We start from the raw sequence: 22,274 nt of genomic DNA, 5'->3' as shown, positions 1-22,274 counted from the left end.
CGCCGCCATGGCGCGCCCGCAACAGAGCCCGCTCGGCCGCCACGGCGAGGCCTTCCTCGAGATGCTGAGCGCCGAACGCGGCCTGGCGAAGAATTCCCTCGACGCCTATCAGAACGACCTGACCGATTTCACCGGCCATCTGACCGCCCGCAAGGAAACGCCGGAACGTGTCGGCATCGACAGCCTGCGCCTCTATGTGCAGGGGCTCGCCGATGCCGGACTGAAGCCCGCCACCGCGGCGCGGCGGCTGTCAGCCCTGCGACAGTTCTTCCGCTTCATGGTGCAGGAAGGCATCCGCAGCGACGATCCGGCCGCCCTGCTCGATGCGCCGAAACGCGGCCGCCCGCTGCCCAAGCTGCTGAGCGAAACGGAAGTCGACCGGCTGCTGGTCGAGGCTCGCGCGCTGCGCGAGGAACCGGCGGAAGCCGCCCGGCTGACTGCATTGCTGGAGGTACTCTATGCCACCGGCCTGCGGGTCAGCGAACTGGTGAGTTTGCGCTGGCCGCCGTTTGGCGACGATCCGCGCTTCCTGGTGATCCGCGGCAAGGGCGGCAAGGAGCGGCTGGTGCCGCTGAGCGAGCCGGCACGGCAGGCGATCACGGATTACGCCGGCTGGCGCGGCGACTTCATCAGCGGCAAGGCCTCGCCCTGGCTGTTCCCCTCGCGTGGCGAGAGCGGTCACCTGACCCGCCAGCGCTTCGGCCAGCTGCTGAAAGACCTCGCGGTGGCCGCCGGCATCAGCCCGGCGAAAGTCTCGCCCCATGTGCTGCGCCATGCCTTCGCCAGCCATCTGCTGGCCCATGGCGCCGACCTGCGCGCGGTACAGAAGATGCTCGGCCATGCCGATATCAGCACGACCCAGATCTACACACATGTGCTGGAGGCGCGGAAACAGGCCTTGGTGCGCCAGCATCATCCTCTGGCCAAAGGGTAATTTTCTTACCCGCCCTCCTCGCACAACGTCAGGCTTGCCAAGCCCGTCAGGGACAGTTAGCAGATGCAGCAAGACCATATGGGAGAGTTTAAGCGCCATGAGCTTCAAGACGATCACCCCCGCCCCGGCCCGGCTGAACCGCTGCGAGCTGGCGGTGCCTGGCAGCAGCGTCAAGCTGTTCGAGAAGGCAGCGAAATCCGCCGCCGACGTGATCTTCCTCGATCTTGAGGATGCCGTGGCGCCCGACGACAAGCCGCAGGCGCGCAAGAACATCGTCCAGGCGCTGCATGACATTGACTGGGGCGCCAAGACCATGTCGGTGCGTATCAACGGACTGGACACCCATTACATGTACCGCGACGTGGTCGAGGTGATCGAGGATGCCGGCGACAAGCTCGACCTCGTCATGGTGCCGAAGGTCGGCACCGCCGCCGACATCTATGCCGTCGACATGCTGCTGACCCAGATCGAGACGGCGAAGGGATTCAAGAAGCGCATCGGCATCGAGGCGATCATCGAAACCGCGCTCGGCATGCAGAACATCCACGAGATCGCCGCCGCCTCGCCCCGCATGGAAAGCCTGCATTTCGGCGTTGCCGATTATGCCGCCTCGACGCGGGCGCGGACGACCTCGATCGGCGGTCCCAATCCGCTCTATGGCGTCCTGACCGACAAGGACGGCGACAAGCCGCGCGACTATTTCTGGGGCGACATGTGGCATTACGCCATCTCGCGTATGGTGGTGGCGGCGCGGGCCAACGGCCTGCGGCCGATCGACGGCCCGTTCGGCGATTTCTCCGACAATGAAGGCTACACCGCCCAGGCCAACCGCGCCGCCATCCTCGGCTGCGAAGGCAAATGGGCGATCCATCCGGCGCAAATTCCGCTCGCCAATACCGTCTACACGCCGCCGGAATCGGAAGTGACCAAGGCGCGCCGCATTCTGGAGGCGATGAAGGAGGCCCAGGCCAAGGGCCAGGGCGCCGTGGCGCTGGACGGCAAGCTGATCGACATCGCCTCGATCCGCCAGGCCGAAGGCATCGTCAAACAGGCGGAGCTGATCGCGCGCGGCTGACGCCGTGCCGTTCAGGCGGCGCTGGCCGGCGTCGTGGCGCCGGCGGCCTTGTCCTGGCCATTCGGCGCATGGGCGAACTCCGGCACCAGCGCCCGGATCTGCGCCAGCAGCGCCGCCGTGTCCTGCGCCCGGGCCGCCGTGGTCAGCCGGTCGAGCGCGGCATCCAGTTCGGCGCGGCCGATGGTGCGCGGTGCCGCCAGCAGCACGCCATCCTGCGGCGTCGGCACCAGCGTCTCATCGCGGTGCAGCACTTCCTCGTAGAGCTTCTCGCCCGGCCGCAGGCCCGTGAAGCGGATCTGCACGTCCTTGTCGGGCTGCAGACCGGCCAGCCGGATCATCTGGCGGGCCAGGTCCTGGATGCGGATCGGCTCACCCATGTCGAGCACAAAGATCTTGCCCGCGGCCTGCAGCATTCCCGCCTGCAGCGCGGCAGCCTGCAGGATCAGCTCAACCGCCTCGCGGGTGGTCATGAAAAAGCGGGTCACTTCCGGATGCGTCACCGTCAACGGGCCGCCCTGGGCAAGCTGGCGCTGGAACAGCGGCACCACCGAGCCGGATGAGCCAAGCACGTTGCCGAAGCGGACCGTGACAAAGCGGGTGCTGGCCTCTGCCGATGCGCCGATATCGCGGCTCTGGCAGACCATTTCGGCCAGCCGCTTGGTCGCGCCCATGACGTTGGTCGGGTTGACCGCCTTGTCGGTGGAGATCATCACCATCACGGCAACACTGTGCTGCAGGCAGGCATCGGCGACCGCCCTCGTGCCCTGCATGTTGGTCAGCACGCCCTCGCCGGCATTGCTTTCGACCAGCGGCACGTGCTTGTAGGCGGCCGCATGCAAAACGATTTCCGGTCGATGCTGCCGGAAGGCCTCATCGACCGACTGGGCGTTGCGCACATCGCCAAGCAGAGCCGCCCGCGGCACCCCGGGATACCGCTCGGCCATTTCCATGTCGATCTGGTAGAGCGCATGCTCACTCTGCTCGAACAGCACGATCTGTGCCGGCTCCAGCCCGGCGACCTGCCGCACCAGTTCCGAACCGATGGTGCCACCGGCGCCGGTGACCAGCACGCGACGGCCACCGATCAGCCGGGCCACGGCGGCGCGGTCAAGCGCCCGCTGCGGACGGCCGAGCAGGTCTTCGACATCCACCGGACGCAGTTGCTGCGACACGCCGTCCTCGGCACGGAATTCGGTCAGCCGCGGCAGGCGCGCCACCGGGATATTGAGCTGAGCTGCCGCCTCGACCAGCTGGCGGATGGCACTGCCGGCCAACCGGTCATCAGTCACGATGATACGGCGCGGCCGGTCGCGTTCGGGCAATCCGTCGATCACGGCGATCAGTTCCTCGACGCCGCCAAGCACCCGGATGCCACGCAGGTCGCGGCCCTGCCGCGTTGCCTTTTCGTCGAGCAGGCCGACCACGCGGTAGCCGGCCTTGCGGTTGCGCTCCATCTCGCGGATGAAAACCTCGGCCGCGGCGCCGGAACCCGCCAGCAGGACCGGGATGCGGTTGGGGTCGAACCGTGTAAATCCCTCAAGCAGGCTGCCATCCTTCCAGCTGCGATACAGGATGCGCGGTCCGGCGAGCAGGCCGAACAGCAGGAAGAACTGCAGCACCAGCGTGCTGCGCGGAATTGCCTCGAGGCGGGTGACGAGGAAGAGCAGCACGGTAAACACCAGCAATGTCAATGTCACACTGCGAAAAATTGCCAGCATGTCGCGCAGCGACGCAAAATGCCAGATCCCGCGATAGAGGCCGGCGTAGCGGAAGACGATCGCTGCAACACCGGCGAACATCAGGGTCGCCTCAATGGTATGCGGAGCCTGCCACGGCAGGTCGGCCAGCCAGTAGCGCAGCCACAGGGCCAGCGGCAGGGACACGGCCGCCATCACCACGTCATGCAGGGCGACCAGCAGGATGCGGGTGTTGAGGCGGAGGCGGGACATGATCTTCACGGCCACTGCGGTTACCTGCAGATGTGGGTAGTTATTGTCATTCTATCGCCTTTGGCGATTCGGCGAAATGCCTGCAGAGCAGCACCGTCAGCACCAGCGCGGCCAGAACCGACAGGACGCTGGCCACCGATGACAATGTCGAGAGCATGGCCAGTCCAACCAGCAGCAGATTGAGCAGCGCGATCCGGCCGGCGACCGCGGCATGGCTGCCGAGTCTGCGCGCCCCCTGCTGGTAGAAGTGGCTGCGGTGGGCCTGCCAGATACGTTCGCCGCGGCGCAGGCGCAGCAGCAGTGTGACGGTGGCATCCACCCAGTAATACATCGGCAGGATCAGGGCCGCTGCCCATTGCCCGGTGAGCGCCAGCAGCAACAGCACGGCACCGAGCAGGTAGCCGACCGGCACGCTGCCGACATCGCCGAGGAAAACCCGGGCCCGTCCCCAGTTCCACGGCAGGAAGCCGAGTGCTGCCGCGGCCACGATCAGGCCCGGCACCGCCAGGGCACCCTGGCTTTGCAACGCAGCCACCAGCACCGCGCCGATACCGACGGTCACCATCTCGACGCCGGTGATACCGTTGATGCCATCCATGAAATTGAACAGGTTGACGAACCAGACCCAGCCCAAAAGCAGCACCGCACGTTCCAGCCAGACCGGCAGCAGGCCCTGCGTGACGGTCAGCTGTCCCGGCAACAGTGCCAGCGCGATGCCGATGCCAAGGATCTGCACGCCGAGCCGCAGCCCCACCGGCAAGCCGCCGCGGCGATCGTCGAGCCAGGAGACCAGCGCCAGCGCCAGCATGCCGAGCAGCAGCAACGGCAGAAACGGATCCGGCCGCAGCGTCAGCCAGGCCACCAGACCGAGCAGGATGCCGCCGGTCACGGCAATGCCGCCGCCGCGCGGTGTCGCTTCGTCGTGGCTGGAGCGGGCATTGGGAATATCGAGGACGGCACGACGGCGCAGCCAGCGGATCAGTGCCGGCATTACGACCGCGATACCAAGCCCGGTCCCGAGCGAGATTGGCAACGCAGCCAGTAGTGTCGCCTCCATCACGGCTCTCCGTTACTGTTGAGGCGGGATTGGCAAACTTCGAGACGGGCCGTCATAAAATGACTGACCGCGGCTCTGCTTTCGCCCATGCGCTCCTCGTGAAAAATCGCAAGGCCATTACCGCCTGGGAATTCGGCGCACCCGTGAGAATCGTCGAACACGGCACTCTTTGCCGCCGGATCGGCCGGGCCGGCGACATGGACCTCCCGGCCGCGTTCCCCCATCGCCCATCCCACCGCCTGGCGGTGGGTGGTGGAAAACAGGGCTTCCTGGACGACGGACAGCAGATGGCGGGCCATCCCGCGGCTCTAGCCCGGGGCACCGGCGGGGTCAAGCGATGACACCCGCCGACGACCCGGCGGGCCCGGATTTCCAGGCAAACCGGCCCGGCCGGCGGCTGCGGTTGACAGGGCACCCCCGGCAGGATACGCCGACAAGCCATCCCAAGGCCGCCTTCCGCCCAACCGGACGAACCGTACCGTGACAGCCAGCCCTTCCGTTTCCAGCCCGATTGCCGTGATCGGTCTCGGCTATGTCGGCCTGCCGCTGGCGGTGACCCTGGCGAAGCATTTTCCGGTGTTGGGCTTCGATATCGATGCCGACCGCGTCGCCGAATTGCGGCGTGGCGAGGATCGCACCCGCGAGGTGGCAGCCGGGGACCTCGGCGCCACCGCCCTGCGGTTCAGTGCCGACGCCGCCGATCTGGCCGGACAGGCGGTCTATATCGTGACCGTGCCGACCCCGGTGGACAGCGCCAACCAGCCCGACCTCGGCCCCGTCCGCAGCGCCTCGTGCACGGTCGGCCACGCCCTCAGGGGTGCCGCCGGTTCAGGCGCCATCGTGGTGTTCGAAAGCACCGTCTATCCCGGCGTGACCGAGGAGCTCTGCGGCCCGATCATCGAACAGGAATCCGGCCTCGTCTGCGGCCGCGATTTTTTCCTCGGCTATTCGCCGGAACGCATCAATCCCGGCGACAAGCTGCATACCGTCGACAGGATCACCAAGGTGGTGGCCGGCCAGACGCCGGAGATTGCGGACCGGCTGGCTGCCATCTACGGCAAGGTCACGGCGGGCGGCATCCACGTCGCCCCCGATATCAAGACGGCCGAAGCGGCCAAAGTGATCGAAAACGCCCAGCGCGACATCAACATCGCCTTCGTCAACGAGATCGCCATGATCTTCGGCAAGATGGGCATCTCGACCTACGATGTGCTGGAAGCGGCCAGTACCAAGTGGAATTTCCTGGAATTCAAGCCCGGCCTGGTTGGCGGCCATTGCATCGGCGTCGATCCCTATTATCTCGCCCACCGCGCCGAGGAACTCGGCCACCCCGCCCGCATCATCCTGTCAGGCCGGGCAATCAATGACAGCATGAGCCGCCACATCGCCGAAACGGTCTCGGCCCGACTGCGACCGGGCAGCCGCGTGCTGGTACTGGGCCTGACCTTCAAGGAAGATGTGCCCGACCTGCGCAACTCCAAGGTCGCCGACCTGATCGGCCATCTGACGCAGCTTGGCCATGACGTGGCAGTGCATGATCCGCTGGCCGATCCCGACGAGGCCCAGCATGAATACGGCGTGATGCTGAGCCCGCGCCTCGATGCGCTGTCCGGCTTTGACGTCGTGGTCGCCGCCGTGCCGCACCGGACCTATCGGGAACTGGACGATGCGGCACTCGGCCGGCTGCTGCAGGCCGGCGGCCTGGTGGCCGATATCAAGGGCATGTGGCGCAGCCGCAGCCTGCCCGCCGGGCTGCACTACTGGACTTTGTAAACCCGCTCTGGACTTTGCCGGGCAGCAGCCCGAAATAGAGGGGACGCGCAGGAGCAGACCATGTCCGAACAGATCGATACCCGCTTCCCGGTTTCCGTCATCACCGGCTTTCTCGGCTCCGGCAAGAGCACCCTGCTCAACCGCCTGCTGCGCCACCCGGAGATGGGCGAAACAGCCGTGATCGTCAATGAATTCGGCGAGATCGGCCTCGATCACGCACTGATCGCGTCAAGCAAGGAAGACACCGTGCTGCTCAGCTCAGGTTGCCTGTGCTGCACCGTGCGCGGCGATTTGGTCAACACGATCCGCGACCTGACCGCGCGCCGCGACAAGGGCGAGATCAAACCCTTCAAGCGTGTCGTCATCGAGACCACGGGACTGGCGGATCCGGCCCCGGTGCTGCATACCCTGATGAGCGATCCGGTGGTGGCCGAACGCTGCCGGCTGGAAAGTGTGGTCACCCTGGTTGACGCGGTGAACGGCGACAGCACGCTCGACCACCACCAGGAAGCCGTGAAGCAGGCCGCCGTGGCCGACCGGCTGGTGCTGACCAAGCTCGATATCGCCGACCAGAAGGCCGTGCAGCACCTGCGCCACCGGCTGCAGCATCTCAATCCCGGCGCGCCGGTCTTCTCGGCGATTGCCGGCGATATCGCGCCGAACCAGCTGTTCAACGCCGGTCTGTACGACCCGGCAACCAAGAGCTTCGACGTGCAGAACTGGCTGCGTGCCGAAGCCTACGAGGACGATCATCACCACGACCACGATCACGGGCATCATCACGACCATGACCACGACCATGATCACGGCCAAGATCATGGTCACGAGCATTTCATCACCGAAGACGGTCGCATCGACGTCAACCGGCACGACAACTCGATTCAGTCCTTCTGCCTGACCTTTGACCAGCCTTTCGAATGGAACATGCTGGCCACCTGGCTCGACATGCTGGCGGCCTATCGCGGCGACAACCTGTTGCGGGTGAAGGGCCTGCTGAACGTCACCGGCGTCGACCGCCCGGTGGTGATCCATGGCGTGCAGCACCTGTTCCATCCGCCGGCGACCATCCCGGCCTGGCCCGACGACGACCGGCGCAGCCGTATCGTCTTCATCACCCGTGACCTGGCACGCGAGGTCATTGAGCAGACCCTGGTGGCCCTGCAGCAGAGCGGCGACGCACCGGCCGCCTGACACCCCGTCAGACAGCCCGCCTTCAGAACGCCGGCGTCTCCAGCCCGATGCTGCCGACCGACAGGCCGCGCCAGTTGGTCAGCGGCTGTTCGACCAGAGGGCGGATCGCCTCGCGGCCGGCCTCGTCGAGCAGGCCGAGCCGATCCAGCAGGCCGCCGAGCGCGGTCTGGGCTGCCCGGGCGGTACCGTCCAGCACCTTGAGCGCGACGCCGATCCCGAGTTCGGCGCTGGCGGCCGTATAGACGCCCTCGGCCCCGGTCTTGGCAATGAACCGCCCGCCCCCGGCCTGCATCACCGCCGTGCAGAAGCGCCCTGTCCCGGCCACGAAAAACGGTTCGGCGGCCACCGCGGCGGCCAGCCGTTTCGCCGCCTTCGCACGCTCCGGCGCCAGTCCCTGGCCGGTAACGAAGCGGGCAAAGCCATGGGCAAGCCTGTCCAGCGGGATCGCCATGGTCGGCATCGAGCAGCCGTCGGTGGCGAAATTCTCGGCTGCGATCTTCACGCCGCAGACATCCTCGATGGCGGCCGTCACCCGGCGCTGCACGGCATGGTCGGGCTTCACATAGCCGGCGATATCCTCGCCCAAATGAGTGGCGACGCTGACCATGCCGGCATGCTTGCCCGAGCAGTTGTTGTGCAGCGGAGTCGGCGCCGCCTGGTCGCGGGCGAGCTGACGCGCGGTTTCCTCGTGATAGGGCCAGTGGGCGCCGCATTCGAGGTCGCCGGGGCCGCGGCCGATGCGGGCCAGCCAGGCGGCCACGGTCCCGGTATGGCGGGTCTCGCCGCCATGGCTGGCGCAGGCCATGGCCAGCTCGGCCTGGCTGAGGTCAAAGGCGTCGGCGGCACCGCTTTCGACCAGCGGCAGGGCCTGGAGCGCCTTGTTCGACGAGCGCGGAAAGATCATCGCGCCGGCATCGCCCCAGCCGGCGACCAGCCGGCCATCGGCATCGACCACCGCGGCGACCACCGGGTGGCGGCTTTCCACTTGCGCGCCGCGGCGCACCTCGACGATAAAGGGCCGCGTGCCGGGTGCCGGCAGGGGACCGAAAGGCTTGCCCATGGCAGGTTCTCCAAGTATCCGTCCGGCGCTTATACACAACCCCGGCAGCCGGACAAAGTCCGGGGATTCGACAAAGGCGGACAGCGCGATGCGTGGCTATTTCGGAATCGGCGTGGAGCGGCTCAGCAAGCCGATGAATGCCGGCAACCTGTTCCGCACCGCCCATGCCTTCGGGGCCGGCTTCGTCTTCACCATCGATGCCGCCTATTCGGTGAAGTCGGCCCGCTCCGACACCAGCCGGACGCCTGACAACCTGCCCTGGTATGCCTATGACAGCGCCACCGAACTGGCCCTGCCGGAGGGCTGCAAGCTGGTCGGCATCGAGCTGCTGGATGAGGCCATCGAGCTGCCCCGCTTCCGTCATCCGTTGCGCGCCGCCTATGTGCTGGGGCCGGAAATGGGCAGCCTGAGCCCGGCGCTGGTCGCGCGCTGCGACCATGTCATCAAGATCCCGACCAGCTTCTGCGTCAATGTCGGCATCGCCGGCGCCATCGTGATGTATGACCGGCTGATCACGCTCGGCAGGTTCGGCGAGCGGCCGCTGTCGCCACTCGGCCGGCCCGCGGCGGCCCCCGATTCCGGCGGCCGCGTGCCGAAGCGGAAATAAGCCGCCGCAGCAGTGCCTATCAATCTGCAGTTTAAGCTGACCCGCGGAAAACACCCCAAAAGATAGCTTTCTGGCTGTTCATTTCCTTTTAGGGTTCATCCTGCCATACTTCGGAGACGTGCCGGCAAGGCAGGCAAGGGTGGACTGCAGACAACGATGAATGCGCCTTCGGGGATTACGGAAGCATCCGGCGGAGTGGTGCTGTGCCAGGACGCGCATGCCCTGTCGGAGCGGCGCGCGCGCGCCATGCTCGGCCGTATCTGCCGCGACTATCTCGACGAAAGCATCCTCACGCCGATCGAGCTGCTGCATCACAGCGGCCATGCCAAACTGATTACCAATTCCGAGACTCTCTACGCCGCCTTCGTGCAGCGCGCCGCCGTCGCCCAGGCGCAGGCAACCAACAGCCCGGTGCGCGACAAGGTCAAGAAGCTGTTCGCCATCACCACGGCAGCAGTCACCCAGGTCGAGGCCTTCGAGAAACGGCTGCCGACCACGCCGCTGACCCATCGCCTGCTGACCCAGCTGGCCGGCTCCGATCCGCTCTATGGCGAGCGCATCGCACTGACCGCGCTGGCGCACCATCTGTTCATGTCGAAGAACTGGACCGAGAAGGCCGACCGCTGCCTCAAGCTGTTCGAATCCGGCATCGACCCTGCAGCGGTGACAGTGCTCGACGAGGCGCTGGCCGAAATCCTGCTGGCCAAATCGGCGGTGCCGGAGCTGTTCGGCAGGTTCCATGACGCCAAGCTGCGCATCATCCAGTTCATGGCCATCCTCGACAAGCGCTATGCCGTCGACGAACGCGCCTACGACACCGACTTCGCCCGCGCGCTGTACGAGGCCGCCGCCAAGCATAAGATGCCGGCCCTGCGCGACGCCATCGTGCAACTGGTGCGCCGCCTGCTGATCTCTTCGGTGCCGCTGGCCTCGGAAGAACCGGCCGAGGAATTTCCCGCCACCCGCGAAGTCTATGCCCTGCTGACCCGCGACCGCGATTTCGCACTGGAACTTGGCGCCGCCGACCTGTTCGAAAAGCGCATGGTCCGGCTGGTGACCGCCGAGAAACTGGCCAAGCTGATTCCCGGCTATTATTCGGCCCCCAAGCTGATGACCGGCCTGCAGCTGTTCGAGGAAGCGATCGGCGAGGGGCCGAAGGAAATCCTGCTGAAATACATTTCCTACCTGTTCGAACACCGCGATCTCGAGAAGGAATTCGTCGACCCGGCCTATTCCACCGAGGAAAAGGTCGAGATCGCCCAAGAGCTGCGTAAGAAAACCGTCAGCGCCGGTCTGTCCGACCATCGCCGCGAGCAGTTTCTCGGCATCCTCGATCCGCTGATCCAGCGCATCGCCCAGGGCGACCTGCGCCGTTCGACCCGCACCCAGGCCGGCCCGGAGGATCATGTGCTGGTGGAAGGCACGCGGGTCCCGCTGAAAAACTGGAGCGCCATCGGCCTGCTGTTCGGCCCGATCACCGGCACCTTCCTGGAAGGCGAGCTGCTCAAGCTGGAAGTGCGCATCAAGAACCCGAAGCTGCAGCTCACCTTCGATGCCGAAGGCGAAGTCGTGCGCTACAGCGACGAAGGCTTCGTGGCGATGAAATACCGCTGTCTCGATGCCCAGATGGCCAAGAAGGTGGCGCTGTATTTCGACCCGCTGGCCGGCACCAAGGCCTGATTATCCCCCATCCCGCATCCCGTATCGGCCCGGTTCCGCATCATGCGATTGCAGTCGTTCTGCCCGCTACGAGCCGGCCGGCGATAAGCCACGGATCACCCGTGGCATCCGGACCGCTCGCGCCGCAATAGCCGGTTATTCGCCGAGCGGCAGGCGCTCGATGCTGTCGACGCGGTCGGGATAGAAGGCGAGATGGTCGCGGATTTCGGCAACTGCCGGATAGGGCTGTTCGTAGACCCAGACGGCATTCTCGGCGCGACGGCCATCGACGGCGAGGCTGTAATAGCCGGCATCGCCCTTGTAGGGACAATGGCTGCCATGATCGGTGCGCTGGAACAGGGCCATCTCGGCATCGGCCGGCGGAATATAGAAGACCGGCGGGTAATTCGCTTCCTGCAACATCAGGGCATGATTGCTGTCGGCCACCACGCGGCCGTTGAAATGCACGCGCACGCGCTGTGGCGCCGGACTGATGGTGATCGGATGGTCGGGACCGGGGGTTTTCATCGCGCATTCTCCCTGTCGGCGGCCGGATACCGCGGCGTCAGGGCGACATAGCGTAGCAGCCGGCATCTTCAATCCCCGGCTTAATTCCGGATCGCCCCGAGACAGCCAGCCATCCCAGGGCGGGAGGCCGCGCGATTGCTGCCGCAACCTCCTCCGGCAAGTCTAATTCTTGGCAGCCGGGCGGGCCTGCTTCGGCTCAAAGCCTGCAAAGCCCGGCCATTGCGGCATCGTCCCGCCCAGCATCGCAGTGATCTCGCTGCCGCATTCCTGGCATTCCTGCAGGTCGGTCGCCAGCCGCTGCATGCTGTGGCTCACCCATTCACCATAGAGGGCGGGGAGATTCACGGGCTGGCCGTCGGCATGCATGGCTTTCTGCGTCATTTCGATCGCTGACCTGGCCGCTTCCTGACGCCGCTCGAACCAGTGCTTCATGAAGTCGCCGTAAATGCCGAGAACCCGGCCTTGCACGGCCCAGAGCTGTTCGGCCTGGGCCTGCGCCGCCTGGGTTATGTCCGTATTGCCGGGCGCCGGAACGGTCTTTGAATTCTGAGGTGTGGCCATAGCGGGTTTCCTCCGTTGCGTGGACGACATCAGCATAAACCCCGCCCGGCGACCGGGATTGATCCGCATCAACCGCAGCGACCGAACCTGGCGGCGGCCTATGGCGCCGCCTTGCGGGCATCCAGCGCCATCGCGATCAGCGCTGCGCCGCCGAACATCATGTCGATTCCCACCAGAAGACCGAGCACCCAGGCGATGCTGCCCGGAAAACCGGAAATAATGATGCCGGCGAGAATCAGGTCGATGACACCATTCACCAGCATCCACTCCCAGCGGCCCGACAGGTCGCGGCGATGGGCGATGGCCAGCACGATGGTCAGGATGCCGTCGGCGATAAAGAATGCCGTCAGCACATAGGTCAGCGTGACCAGCCCCTGCAGGGGGTTCCACAGCAGCAGACCGCCCGCCACCAGCGCCAGCACGGCGGACAGGGCCGACCACAGGACACCGGGAGCCTGCCGTGCCCGGAGCGTGAACAGCAGTCCGAAGATTCCGGCGATCAGGAACAGCCAGCCCAGGAAGATGGTGGAGACCAGGCCGGCGAGCGGCGGAACGATGACGGCGCCAAGGCCGAGCAGAGCGAGGATGATCCCTTCGGCCAGAAACAGCCGCCAGTGATCGTACATCGCTTTCTGCAGGGCGGCCGACAGTTTCGTATCGATCGAGGATTGCGATGGCAGCATCGGTCAGTCTCCTGTATTGCCCTGTGTCATGTGTTATGCTGATGGATCAGCCAACGGCATAATGGCCCGCGTCGACATAGGCTGTAGTTCCGGTAATCGCTCTGGCGGCATCGCGGACTAGCCCGACGAGCAGACTCTTTCTTTCCATGCCGCATAATATCGCCAAGCCGTGCCTGCGCGCCTGGACTGATCATTCCGCGTTTGACCAGCGCCGGCCTTGACCCGGATCAAGCCGGGCAGCAGTGAAACATTAAGCCCGGTTCATGCTTTCCTGGCTGCCGGTGGCACCATCTGGCGTTCGGCACGGCTTCCGCGATAGATTGGTGCCATGAACGGGGGCCATAAACGGGGGCCGGCATGTCCGCAGGGGAAATCACCATTGCCGATGCGCGGCTGCGCCGGCTGTACGATTACTGGCTCGGCAAGAAGGGGGCGCGCGCCGCACCCAGCCGCGAGGATATCGCGCCGCAGGAGATCGCCGATGTCCTGCCCTGGGTGTTCATCATGGAGCGGGTCGGCGACCGTCTGCGCTACCGCCTGGTCGGCGATGCCTTCCGCGAAATCTACGGCGCCAGGCTGATTGGCATGTTCCTCGACGAGATCGATCTCGACCACATCACGGCGGCCTATATCGGCGAGTACGATATTGCCAGCCGTGGCCCTGTCGCCGTGGCCCGCCAGTGGAAATTCGTCAAGACCGACGGCCGCCATCTCGAATACGAGCGGCTGATCCTGCCGCTGTCGGCCGACGGACGGGCCGTCGACAGATTCCTCTGCGGTGCCGTCGGCTTCGGCTACGGCTGAACGCCCTGCCCGGCGACCTGTCGCCTATGGCTGCGACAGGTCGTGATACTCCCGGCTATAGAACATGTGATGCGCGGTCTGCGTCTCGGCAACGCCGAGCCGGGCGACATCCGGATCAGGCTCTTTCTCCCAGACCGGCGGCTTCGGCCCCGGCTCGAAACTATAGCCCTTGAGCGAGTTGTTCGGCTCGAGGACAACAAGCTGGTTCCTGGTGCCGAAAGCGACCGAGAAGTTATGCGCCATGGTGATGCGGCCGCCGCCCGGCGGCACGCGACGCAGGTCGATGCCGAAGAACGGGCTGTCGAAGCTGATGCCGAGCAGCCCGAGCAGGGTCGGCGCCATGTCGAGGCTGGAACCCAGGGTCGGGTTGCGGGCCGGCTGGATATGCTTGGGCGAATAAAACAGCAGGGGCACGCGGAAGCCATCGACGGGGACATGCGCCGCGCCGTTGATCTTCGGCCCATGGTCGCCGATGAAGACGAAGACGGTATCGTCGAACCATGGCTTGCCGCGCGCATTGTCGATGAAATTACCGAAGGCCCAGTCGGCATAGGTGGCCGCATTCGTCTTGCGCTTTTGCTTGGGATTCTTGTCGATGCGCCCCTGCGGATAGGTATAGGGGCGGTGATTGGAGACCGTCAGCATGGCCAGGAAGGCCGGCCGGCCGCCTTCCGTCATCTGGTCCAGCCGCTTCGTGGCCTCTTTGTAGAGATATTCGTCGGCATAGCCCCAGGCCGTCGAAAACCCGGTCTCGGTGAAGTCCCCCTGATCCCAGACGTTGTCGAAACCGATCGATGACCAGAAATGTCCCATGTTGTCGAACAGGGCGTCGCCGGCATACAGGAAGGCGCTGCGATACCCGAACCCGTGCAGCAGGAACGGTACCGAGTTCATGCCCTCGGAACCGTTGCGGCGGGCCGTCGAGATGCCGGGGATCGGCGCGAAGGAGGTCAGCAGCGCCTCCAGTCCGCGCACGGTACGATCGCCGGTGGCGTAAACATTGGTGAACAGCAGGCCGTCTTTGGCGATCCGGTCGATGTTGGGAGAAATCGACTCGCCCCGCCTGTTGTCAAGACTGTCGATATAGGTCGAGCCGTAGGATTCGTTGATGACCAGCACGATATTCAGCTTCTTCGGCGTCTGGCCGTTGTCGACATGTCGCATCAGGCTGCGCGTCGTGTCAGGAGTGAGAAAGGTCGTGTTGTCCTGGGCGACGATGCTGCGGAGCAGGGGCAGCGCCTCGGCCTCGGGCATGCCGGCATAGAGGCCGTCATACTGGGCATCGTTGGTCAGGAAGGCCCGGACCATGCTGAACATGCCATTCTGGGCGACCTCATTGATCTCGCGGTCCCGGCTGGGGGCAATCGGCGACCCGTACAGTGCCAGCGCGACGACGAGCGCGAAGACCGGACTGCCCAGCAGGACCCAGAGGATTTCCTTCCGTGACGGCCGGAAGGCCAGCGCCGCGACGTAGCGCCGGCGCAGCAGCCAGTAGAGTCCCAGGGCAACGACTGCCACCATCGGCAGATAGAGCGGCAGGTTGAACGATTCGCCGATATTGCCGATGACCTCGCGGGGGAAGATCAGGTAATTGACCGCGATCCCGTTGAAGCGGCTGCTGAACTCGTTCCAGAAAAAGAACTCCGCGACGGACGAGAAGACCAGCACGCCGCAGAACGCGATCAGCAGCAGGTGCGCCAGCCAGCGCCCGACCGCACGACGCCAGACAAAGCCCAGAAGATACAGGCCGATCAGGAACGGCAGGCCGAGGGCAAAACCCATGCAGAGATCATGCAGGATACCGACCGCGACAGCCCCCGCCAGGCCGCCGGCGGAATGCCCTTCCGTGGCAATCCAGCCCGCCAGCCCGAGCCGCACCAGGCCGGAGACCAGCACGAACACCCCGATGCACAGCAGCCAGAACCTGAATCGCGCACTAAGTGTCATGATGCTTTCCTTGTCGGTACGGCGGCGCCGGTTGTCGGCGATTCTGGCAGGACGGTTCGCGGCAGAATATGGGGAATGTCACGGAATGGACATAGAGAGTTCATATTTTTCCGATGCATGCCGGCCTGCCGGCGGCGTCGCATCTGTTACGGGCGGCTGTCCCCGGACGTAGCAGCGATGCTGCTGCGCGGCGGCGGTTCCGGCCGGGTCAGGATGAAAGTGGCGGCGCCAGCCATGGCGACCGCCTGTACACCGAGCAGCCAGAGTTCGAGCCCGGCCGCCCAGCCGGCTCCAAGCGTCACCAGCATCACCACGACTGCGGTGACCTTGGCACGGCGGGCGATGGCGCCATGACGCTGCCAGTCGGTGATCAGCGGGCCGAAGCGGCGATGCCCGGTCAGCCAGGCATGCAGCCGCGGCGACGAGCGCGCGAAACCGAAGGCGGCCAGCAGAAAGAGTGGTGTCGCCGGCAGCAACGGCAGGATGGCGCCGGCGATGCCAAGCCCGGTGGCAACCAGCCCGAAGCAAAACCAGAAGGGGCGCATGGCGGCAGTATGCCATGGTTCCGGCCCGGCGGCCCGCGCCGGCCGCAGCCTTATGCAAACAAAAAACCCCGGCGGATCGCTCCGCCGGGGTTCTGAAATCCGGAAAACCGGAGGGGTCGGCTTACTGGCCGGCCTCGTCGGCATCCTTCTTGGCCTTGCGCATGGCGGCACCCAGGATATCGCCGAGCGAGGCGCCCGAGTCGGTGGAGCCGTACTGCTCCATCGCCTTGCGGTCCTCTTCCATCTCCAGCGCCTTGACCGACAGGGTCAACTTGCGGGCGCGGCCGTCGATGGTGACGATCTTGGCATCCAGCTTGTCGCCGACCGAGAAGCGCTCCGGGCGCTGCTCGTCACGGTCGCGGCTGAGTTCCACCTTGCGGATGTAACCCTGCACGCCGTCGCCGACGCTGACGGTCAGGCCACGCGGGTCGACCGCGGCAACCGTGCAGGTCACCACCGAGCCCTTCTTCAGGTCGCCGAGCGACTGGAAGGGATCATTGGCCAGCTGCTTGATGCCGAGGCTGATGCGCTCCTTCTCGACGTCGATGTCGAGCACCTGCGCCTGCACCACCTGAGCCTTCTGGTACTCGGTGATGACCTGCTCGCCCGGCTTGTTCCAGTCGAGATCCGACAGATGGACCATGCCGTCGACGCCGCCATCGAGACCGATGAAGAGGCCGAACTCGGTGATGTTCTTGATCTCGCCCTCGATGTTCGAACCGACCGGATGCTTCTCGGCGAAGGCATCCCACGGGTTCGACATGCACTGCTTGAGACCCAGGCTGATGCGGCGCTTGGCCGGATCGACCTCGAGCACCATCACTTCCACTTCCTGCGAGGTGGAAACGATCTTGCCCGGATGGACGTTCTTCTTGGTCCAGCTCATCTCGGAGACGTGCACCAGACCCTCGACGCCCGGCTCCAGCTCCACGAAGGCGCCGTAGTCGGTGATGTTGGTGACGCGGCCCATGAAGCGCGCGGTAACCGGGTACTTGGACTTCACGCCCTCCCACGGATCGGCCTCGAGCTGCTTCATGCCGAGGCTGATACGCTGGGTTTCCGGATTGACGCGGATCACCTGGACCTTGACGGTCTGGCCGATCGACAGCACTTCCGACGGATGGTTGACGCGACGCCAGGCGATGTCGGTGACATGCAGCAGGCCGTCGACGCCGCCGAGGTCAACGAACGCACCGTAATCGGTGATGTTCTTGACCACGCCGTCGAGGATCTGGCCTTCCTTCAGGTTGGACACCAGCTCGCTGCGGGCCTCGGCGCGGCTCTCTTCGAGAACGGCGCGGCGCGAGACCACGATATTGCCGCGGCGGCGGTCCATCTTGAGGATCTGGAACGGCGACGGCTGGCCCATCAGCGGGCCGATGTCGCGCACCGGACGGACGTCGACCTGGCTGCCCGGCAGGAAGGCGACGGCACCCGACAGGTCGACGGTGAAACCGCCCTTGACCTTGCCGAAGATCACGCCTTCGACGCGCTGGTTGGCGTTGAAGCTCTGCTCCAGCTTCTCCCAGGCTTCCTCGCGGCGGGCCTTGTCACGGCTGATGACGGCTTCGCCCTGGGCATTCTCGATGCGATCGAGGAACACCTCGACCACGTCGCCCACCTTGATCTCGGGGGCGCGACCCGGGCCGGCGAATTCCTTCATCGGCACGCGGCCTTCGCACTTCAGGCCGACATCGATCAGCGCAAAGTCATTCTCGATGGCAACGACGACGCCCTTGACCACCGAACCTTCCATGGCATTGGAAGAGGTGAAGGACTCCTCGAGCAGGTCGGCAAAATTCTCGTTGCTGGCAAACGAGCTGTCATCAGCCCGTGCGGCAGTGGTTTTAGCCATAAAGTCTCCTAGGCGCCCCTGGGTAGGTGGCCTGCCGGTGCGCATATCCCGGGAACTCTGTCCGGGGATCAAAAGGCGCAGCCGCGGGGCGGTGCAGGCATCCGGCGCTGACGCGGCGTCGGGGGTTGGTTTGCGGGGCCTGCAGCGACGTCAGGGCTGCAGGACGGCCGCGACGATGTCCTGCGCGGCCTGGACGGCCGCTTCTATATCCAAATCCGAGGTATCGAGCAAGTGCGCATCCCCGGCCGGCTTCAGCGGCGCCGTCTCGCGCGCCTGGTCCTGGGCGTCGCGGCGCCGCAGATCGGCCAGAACCTGGTCGTAAGTGGGGTTTTCTCCCTTATCGATCAATTCTTTATGCCGCCGGGTGGCGCGGACCTCGTCGCGCGCGGTGATAAACAGCTTCACGGCCGCCTCGGGGCAGACCACGGTGCCGATATCGCGGCCGTCGAGCACCGCACCCGGCTGGCCGCCGGGCGGGGTGGCGGCATAGCGGCGCTGGTAGTCCAGCAGGGCCGCCCGCACCGCCGGGATGGCAGCCACCTTGGAGGCCGCGAGGCCGACCGGTTCGGAGCGCAGCTCGGGGGCCTTCAGGTCGGCATCGGTCAGGCCAGCGGCGGCGGCGGCGGCGGCCACCGGGTTGCCCGGGTCGCCGCCCTCGCGCAGCACTTTCGCACCGACCGCGCGGTACAGCGCACCGGTATCCAGGTAGGCATAGCCGTAGAGCGCGGCGAGCCGGCGGGCCAACGTGCCCTTGCCGGCAGCGACCGGGCCGTCGACGGCGATCACCACGGCAGAAGAAGAGACGGGTGCGGAGGGAAGTTCGGCTGACATGCAAAGGGTTTAGCCCAGTTGGCCGGTGCCCGCCACTGCCGGCGCACCGCCGCCAGCCGGACCCGGAACCGCCGGCGCAAATTCGCCTCAAGGGGCCCGGGAGGGCTTCTCATTTGCATACGGATGGCCGCCCGGCCTATGCAGGGAGCACAAAGCTGGGGGAAACACCGTGATTGCTTCGTGGGCCTGGATACCCATCACCATCTGGGCTGCCGCCTGCCAGACCACCCGCACCGCCCTGCAGAAGCAGCTGAAGGGCCGGCTGAGCACCAATGGCGCCAGCTTCACCCGCTTCGTCTACGGCCTGCCGCTGGCCTTCGCCTATCTGGCCGCCGTGCACCTGTTCAGCGGCCGGTCCGTGCCGGTGCCGAACGAGGTCTTCCTCGCCTGGGTGCTGTTCGGCGGCGTCGCGCAGATTCTCGCCACCAATCTTCTCATTCTGGCGCTGACCATGCGCAACTTCATGGTCGGCAGCGCCTATGCCAAGACGGAATCGATCCAGGCGGCGATCTTCGGCGTCGTGCTGCTGGGAGAACCGGTCAGCACCGGCGGCGCGGTCGCCATCGTGATCGGCACCATCGGCGTGCTGCTGATCTCGCTGAAGGGCAGCAGCAGCCCGCTGCGCGCCTTTTTGCTCGGCTGGAGCGAGAAATCCTCACTGATCGGCATTGCCTCGGGCGCGCTGTTCGCGGCGGCCGCGGTCGGCTTCCGTGGCGCCTCGCTGTCGCTGGGCGAGGAACTGCTGCCGCTCGCCGCCGCCACCACGCTGAGTTGGGCAGTCAGCATCCAGACCCTGCTGATGCTGACCTACCTCGTGCTGCGCGAGCCGGGCGAACTGCGCAAGGTGGCGCAGGCCTGGCGGCCCGGCCTGCTGGTCGGCATCAGCTCGTCGGCCGGCTCGGCCGGCTGGTTCACCGCCATGGCGCTGCAGGTGGTGGCCTATGTGCGCATGCTGGGACTGGTGGAAATGGCGTTTACCTTCCTGGTCTCCTACCTGATCTTCCGCGAACGGCCGGCCCGCAGCGAGATCGCCGGCGTGCTGCTGCTGATCGGCGGCATCCTGCTCGGGCTGGCGATCCGCTGAGCTGGACAGCTCCGGGCGGCTTGCCCCGCGCCGCAAACGGCGGTAAGCGGCAGGAGCGGCCGCGTGACGGCCGCCTGCCCGCCCTTGAGGATGTGCCATGACCACGCTGACCCTGCCGAAATGGAACCTGCCGATTGGCGACGGGCGGAAGCTGTTCTGCATCCTCGGCCTCAACGTACTGGAGGACATGGATCTTGCCATGGCCACCGCCGCCCACCTGAAAGAGGTGACCGCGGCGCTGGACCTGCCCTTCGTATTCAAGGCCAGCTTCGACAAGGCGAACCGTTCGTCGATCCACAGCTTCCGCGGCCCGGGCCTCGCCGAGGGCCTGAAGATCCTCGCTGCGGTGAAGCAGAAATTCGACGTGCCGATCGCCACCGACCTGCATGAACCCGGCCAGGCCGAGCCGGTGGCCGAAGTGGCCGACCTCGTCCAGATTCCCGCCTTCCTGGTGCGCCAGACCGACCTGGTGGTGGCGGCCGCGCGGGCGACGATGCGCCACGAAGGCCTGCTGCATGTCAAGAAAGCACAGTTCCTGGCGCCGGCCGATTGCCGCAACATCCTGATGAAGGTGGCCGAGGCGGCAAAGCCGGACATGACGATCCTGTGCGAACGCGGCAGCGCGTTCGGCTACGGCAACCTGGTGGTCGACATGCTCGGCATCCCGGAGATGAAAAAGCTCGGCGCGCCGGTCACCATCGATGCGACCCATGCCGTGCAGCTGCCCGGCGCCAAATCGATGGGCGAGCTCGGCTCGGCCGCCGGCGGCCGGCGTGAGGGCGTGCCGGTGATCGCGGCCGCAGCCGTCGCCGCCGGCGCCAACGGCGTCTTCCTCGAATTCCATCCCGATCCGGACAAGGCGAAATGCGACGGCCCGAGCTGCCTGCCGCTGGCCTCAGCCAAGGCGCTGCTCACCCGGCTGAAAGCCCTGCACGCCGTCGCCGGCGCGTGACGCAGGCATGAAAAAGGCGCGGACGGTGTCCCGTCCGCGCCCTGTCTGGTCCGGCAGTGCTCAGGCCTTCACGCCCTCGACATACCAGTTCATCTTCAAGAGATCGCCGTCGGCCATGCGCTCGCCGGCCTTGACCATCACTTCGCCCTTCTGGTTCTTGATCGGGCCGCTGAAGGCATGGAACTTGCCCAAGATGGTATCGGCCACCATGGCATCGCATTCCTTGCGCAGGTCGGCCGGCACGGCATCGCCATAGGGCGCCATCTTCAGCATGTGTTCCTTGAAGCCATACCACACCGACTGGCTCTTCCAGGTTCCATCCATCACCGCCTTGACGCGGCTGATGTAGTAATCATCCCATTCGTCGAGAATGGCGGTGAGCTGTGCCTTCGGCGCGTACTGGCGCATGTCGGACGCCTGACCGACGCCGAGGATGCCGCGGCTCTCGGCCACCTGCAGCGGCGCCGGGCTGTCGGTATGCTGGGTCATGATGTCGACGCCCTGGTCGATCAGCGCCTTGGCGGCATCGGATTCCTTCGCGGGGTCGAACCAGGAATTCACCCACACCACGCGCACCTCGGCATCAGGCCGCACCTTGCGGGCGGCGATCGCCGTGGCATTGATGCCCATGACGACTTCCGGGATCGGCACCGAGGCGACATAGCCGATCTTGCCGGTCTTGCTCAGCTTGCCGGCGATATGGCCGACCACCGCGCGACCCTCGTAGAAGCGCGAGTTGTAGGCGCTCATGTTCGGCGCGGTCTTGTAGCCGGTGGCATGCTCGAACATGACCTTGGGGAACTGCTTGGCGACCCGCAAGGTCTGTTCCATGTAGCCGAATGACGTCGTGAAGATCAGGCCGTGGCCCTGCTGGGCCAGCTGGCGGATGACCCGCTCGGCATCGGGGCCCTCGGCGACGCTCTCGACGAAGGTGGTCTTCACCTTGTCGCCGAAGTGCTTCTCGACCGCCTTGCGGCCGACATCGTGGCCATGGCTCCAGCCATAGTCGCCGACCGGGCCGACATAGATGAAGCCGACCTTGAGCGGATCGGCGGCAGTGGCGGTCCGGATGCCCTGGGTCATGACCAGACCGGCGGCGGCCGCTCCTTGCAGGAAGCGGCGGCGATCAACATTCCAAAGCATCTGTCCTCTCCTTTTGTCTGATGCAGATTACGCGTT

General features: G+C 65.9%; 21 protein-coding genes. 9 read left to right on the top strand and 12 right to left on the bottom strand.

All coding sequences use genetic code 11. From position 1 onward, the window contains the following. Window positions 1–7: 7 nt before the first annotated feature. Both ACFOOQ_RS10945 and ACFOOQ_RS10940 read left to right on the top strand, forming a co-directional pair. Entirely contained in the window at window positions 8–934 is a 927-nt protein-coding gene (locus ACFOOQ_RS10945) for a site-specific tyrosine recombinase XerD (RefSeq protein ID WP_379725973.1), read from the top strand. A 97-nt stretch (window positions 935–1,031) separates the two neighbouring features. Continuing rightward, window positions 1,032–2,009: an HpcH/HpaI aldolase/citrate lyase family protein gene (locus ACFOOQ_RS10940; RefSeq protein ID WP_379725970.1), complete on the top strand. Its 978-nt coding sequence runs from the start codon at window positions 1,032–1,034 to the stop codon at window positions 2,007–2,009. Between the two features lie 11 nt (window positions 2,010–2,020). Here the strand turns inward: ACFOOQ_RS10940 and ACFOOQ_RS10935 are convergent, their stop codons facing one another. From ACFOOQ_RS10935 to ACFOOQ_RS10925, 3 genes are read right to left on the bottom strand one after another with little or no spacing between them, the layout of a single operon-like run. Next, window positions 2,021–3,958 (bottom strand): polysaccharide biosynthesis protein, encoded by a 1,938-nt coding sequence (locus ACFOOQ_RS10935; RefSeq protein WP_379725967.1) that lies wholly within the window; start codon window positions 3,956–3,958, stop codon window positions 2,021–2,023. 46 nt (window positions 3,959–4,004) lie between these two features. Continuing rightward, the gene (locus ACFOOQ_RS10930; RefSeq protein ID WP_379725964.1) at window positions 4,005–5,015 is read right to left on the bottom strand and encodes an MraY family glycosyltransferase; all 1,011 of its coding nucleotides are present in this window, start codon (window positions 5,013–5,015) and stop codon (window positions 4,005–4,007) included. Further along, a complete protein-coding gene (locus ACFOOQ_RS10925) occupies window positions 5,015–5,314 on the bottom strand; it encodes a hypothetical protein (protein ID WP_379725961.1) in 300 nt (99 codons plus the stop codon). Before ACFOOQ_RS10925 ends, ACFOOQ_RS10930 begins: the two co-directional genes overlap by 1 nt. A gap of 181 nt (window positions 5,315–5,495) precedes the next feature. On the opposite strand from ACFOOQ_RS10925, the gene ACFOOQ_RS10920 reads away from it, so the two are divergent. Together ACFOOQ_RS10920 and ACFOOQ_RS10915 are read left to right on the top strand one after the other, a co-directional pair. Next, window positions 5,496–6,788 carry a nucleotide sugar dehydrogenase gene (locus tag ACFOOQ_RS10920; RefSeq protein ID WP_379725958.1) on the top strand — a complete coding sequence of 431 codons (1,293 nt, stop codon included), beginning with the start codon at window positions 5,496–5,498 and terminating at the stop codon, window positions 6,786–6,788. Between the two features lie 60 nt (window positions 6,789–6,848). Next, window positions 6,849–7,979: a CobW family GTP-binding protein gene (locus ACFOOQ_RS10915; RefSeq protein ID WP_379725955.1), complete on the top strand. Its 1,131-nt coding sequence runs from the start codon at window positions 6,849–6,851 to the stop codon at window positions 7,977–7,979. Between the two features lie 22 nt (window positions 7,980–8,001). Here ACFOOQ_RS10915 and ACFOOQ_RS10910 read toward each other — a convergent pair whose 3' ends face one another. Next, complete coding sequence (locus tag ACFOOQ_RS10910) at window positions 8,002–9,039, bottom strand: asparaginase (RefSeq protein ID WP_379725952.1); 1,038 nt, start codon at window positions 9,037–9,039, stop codon at window positions 8,002–8,004. Between the two features lie 88 nt (window positions 9,040–9,127). Here ACFOOQ_RS10910 and ACFOOQ_RS10905 point away from each other — a divergent pair, with 88 nt between their 5' ends. Both ACFOOQ_RS10905 and ACFOOQ_RS10900 read left to right on the top strand, forming a co-directional pair. Continuing rightward, window positions 9,128–9,646, top strand: a complete 519-nt coding sequence (locus tag ACFOOQ_RS10905; RefSeq protein ID WP_379725949.1) for an RNA methyltransferase — start codon at window positions 9,128–9,130, stop codon at window positions 9,644–9,646. A gap of 156 nt (window positions 9,647–9,802) precedes the next feature. Next, window positions 9,803–11,326 (top strand): hypothetical protein, encoded by a 1,524-nt coding sequence (locus tag ACFOOQ_RS10900; RefSeq protein ID WP_379725946.1) that lies wholly within the window; start codon window positions 9,803–9,805, stop codon window positions 11,324–11,326. 135 nt (window positions 11,327–11,461) lie between these two features. Here the strand turns inward: ACFOOQ_RS10900 and ACFOOQ_RS10895 are convergent, their stop codons facing one another. The 3 genes from ACFOOQ_RS10895 to ACFOOQ_RS10885 form a co-directional block, all read right to left on the bottom strand. Continuing rightward, the gene (locus ACFOOQ_RS10895; protein WP_379725943.1) at window positions 11,462–11,833 is read right to left on the bottom strand and encodes a DUF427 domain-containing protein; all 372 of its coding nucleotides are present in this window, start codon (window positions 11,831–11,833) and stop codon (window positions 11,462–11,464) included. A 162-nt stretch (window positions 11,834–11,995) separates the two neighbouring features. Continuing rightward, entirely contained in the window at window positions 11,996–12,430 is a 435-nt protein-coding gene (locus tag ACFOOQ_RS10890; protein WP_379725940.1) for a hypothetical protein, read from the bottom strand. 62 nt (window positions 12,431–12,492) lie between these two features. Next, window positions 12,493–13,077, bottom strand: coding sequence for an HdeD family acid-resistance protein (locus tag ACFOOQ_RS10885; protein ID WP_379725937.1), 585 nt, complete (start codon window positions 13,075–13,077; stop codon window positions 12,493–12,495). 357 nt (window positions 13,078–13,434) lie between these two features. On the opposite strand from ACFOOQ_RS10885, the gene ACFOOQ_RS10880 reads away from it, so the two are divergent. Next, a complete protein-coding gene (locus ACFOOQ_RS10880; RefSeq protein WP_379725934.1) occupies window positions 13,435–13,881 on the top strand; it encodes a PAS domain-containing protein in 447 nt (148 codons plus the stop codon). Window positions 13,882–13,905: 24 nt separating this feature from the next. Here the strand turns inward: ACFOOQ_RS10880 and ACFOOQ_RS10875 are convergent, their stop codons facing one another. The 4 genes from ACFOOQ_RS10875 to cmk all read right to left on the bottom strand — a co-directional run bounded on the left by ACFOOQ_RS10875 (window position 13,906) and on the right by cmk (window position 19,059). Next, on the bottom strand, window positions 13,906–15,828 hold the full coding sequence (locus tag ACFOOQ_RS10875) for an LTA synthase family protein (protein WP_379725931.1): 1,923 nt from the start codon (window positions 15,826–15,828) through the stop codon (window positions 13,906–13,908). A 146-nt stretch (window positions 15,829–15,974) separates the two neighbouring features. Next, the gene (locus ACFOOQ_RS10870; protein ID WP_379725928.1) at window positions 15,975–16,373 is read right to left on the bottom strand and encodes a YbaN family protein; all 399 of its coding nucleotides are present in this window, start codon (window positions 16,371–16,373) and stop codon (window positions 15,975–15,977) included. 121 nt (window positions 16,374–16,494) lie between these two features. Further along, a complete protein-coding gene (gene rpsA / locus ACFOOQ_RS10865; protein WP_379725925.1) occupies window positions 16,495–18,228 on the bottom strand; it encodes a 30S ribosomal protein S1 in 1,734 nt (577 codons plus the stop codon). 150 nt (window positions 18,229–18,378) lie between these two features. Continuing rightward, complete coding sequence (cmk, locus tag ACFOOQ_RS10860) at window positions 18,379–19,059, bottom strand: (d)CMP kinase (protein ID WP_379725922.1); 681 nt, start codon at window positions 19,057–19,059, stop codon at window positions 18,379–18,381. A gap of 169 nt (window positions 19,060–19,228) precedes the next feature. Between cmk and ACFOOQ_RS10855 the strand changes: the two genes are divergently transcribed. After that, on the top strand, window positions 19,229–20,143 hold the full coding sequence (locus ACFOOQ_RS10855; protein WP_379725919.1) for an EamA family transporter: 915 nt from the start codon (window positions 19,229–19,231) through the stop codon (window positions 20,141–20,143). 97 nt (window positions 20,144–20,240) lie between these two features. Then, a complete protein-coding gene (kdsA, locus tag ACFOOQ_RS10850; RefSeq protein WP_379725916.1) occupies window positions 20,241–21,095 on the top strand; it encodes a 3-deoxy-8-phosphooctulonate synthase in 855 nt (284 codons plus the stop codon). Window positions 21,096–21,155: 60 nt separating this feature from the next. Here the strand turns inward: kdsA and ACFOOQ_RS10845 are convergent, their stop codons facing one another. Continuing rightward, window positions 21,156–22,238, bottom strand: a complete 1,083-nt coding sequence (locus tag ACFOOQ_RS10845) for a BMP family ABC transporter substrate-binding protein (RefSeq protein ID WP_379725913.1) — start codon at window positions 22,236–22,238, stop codon at window positions 21,156–21,158. Window positions 22,239–22,274: the final 36 nt, after the last annotated feature.

Source organism: Ferrovibrio xuzhouensis, from assembly GCF_042648965.1.
Lineage (GTDB): Bacteria > Pseudomonadota > Alphaproteobacteria > Ferrovibrionales > Ferrovibrionaceae > Ferrovibrio > Ferrovibrio xuzhouensis.
Note: the sequence above shows the minus strand (reverse complement) of the source record. Positions and strands in the feature narration are given on the sequence as shown.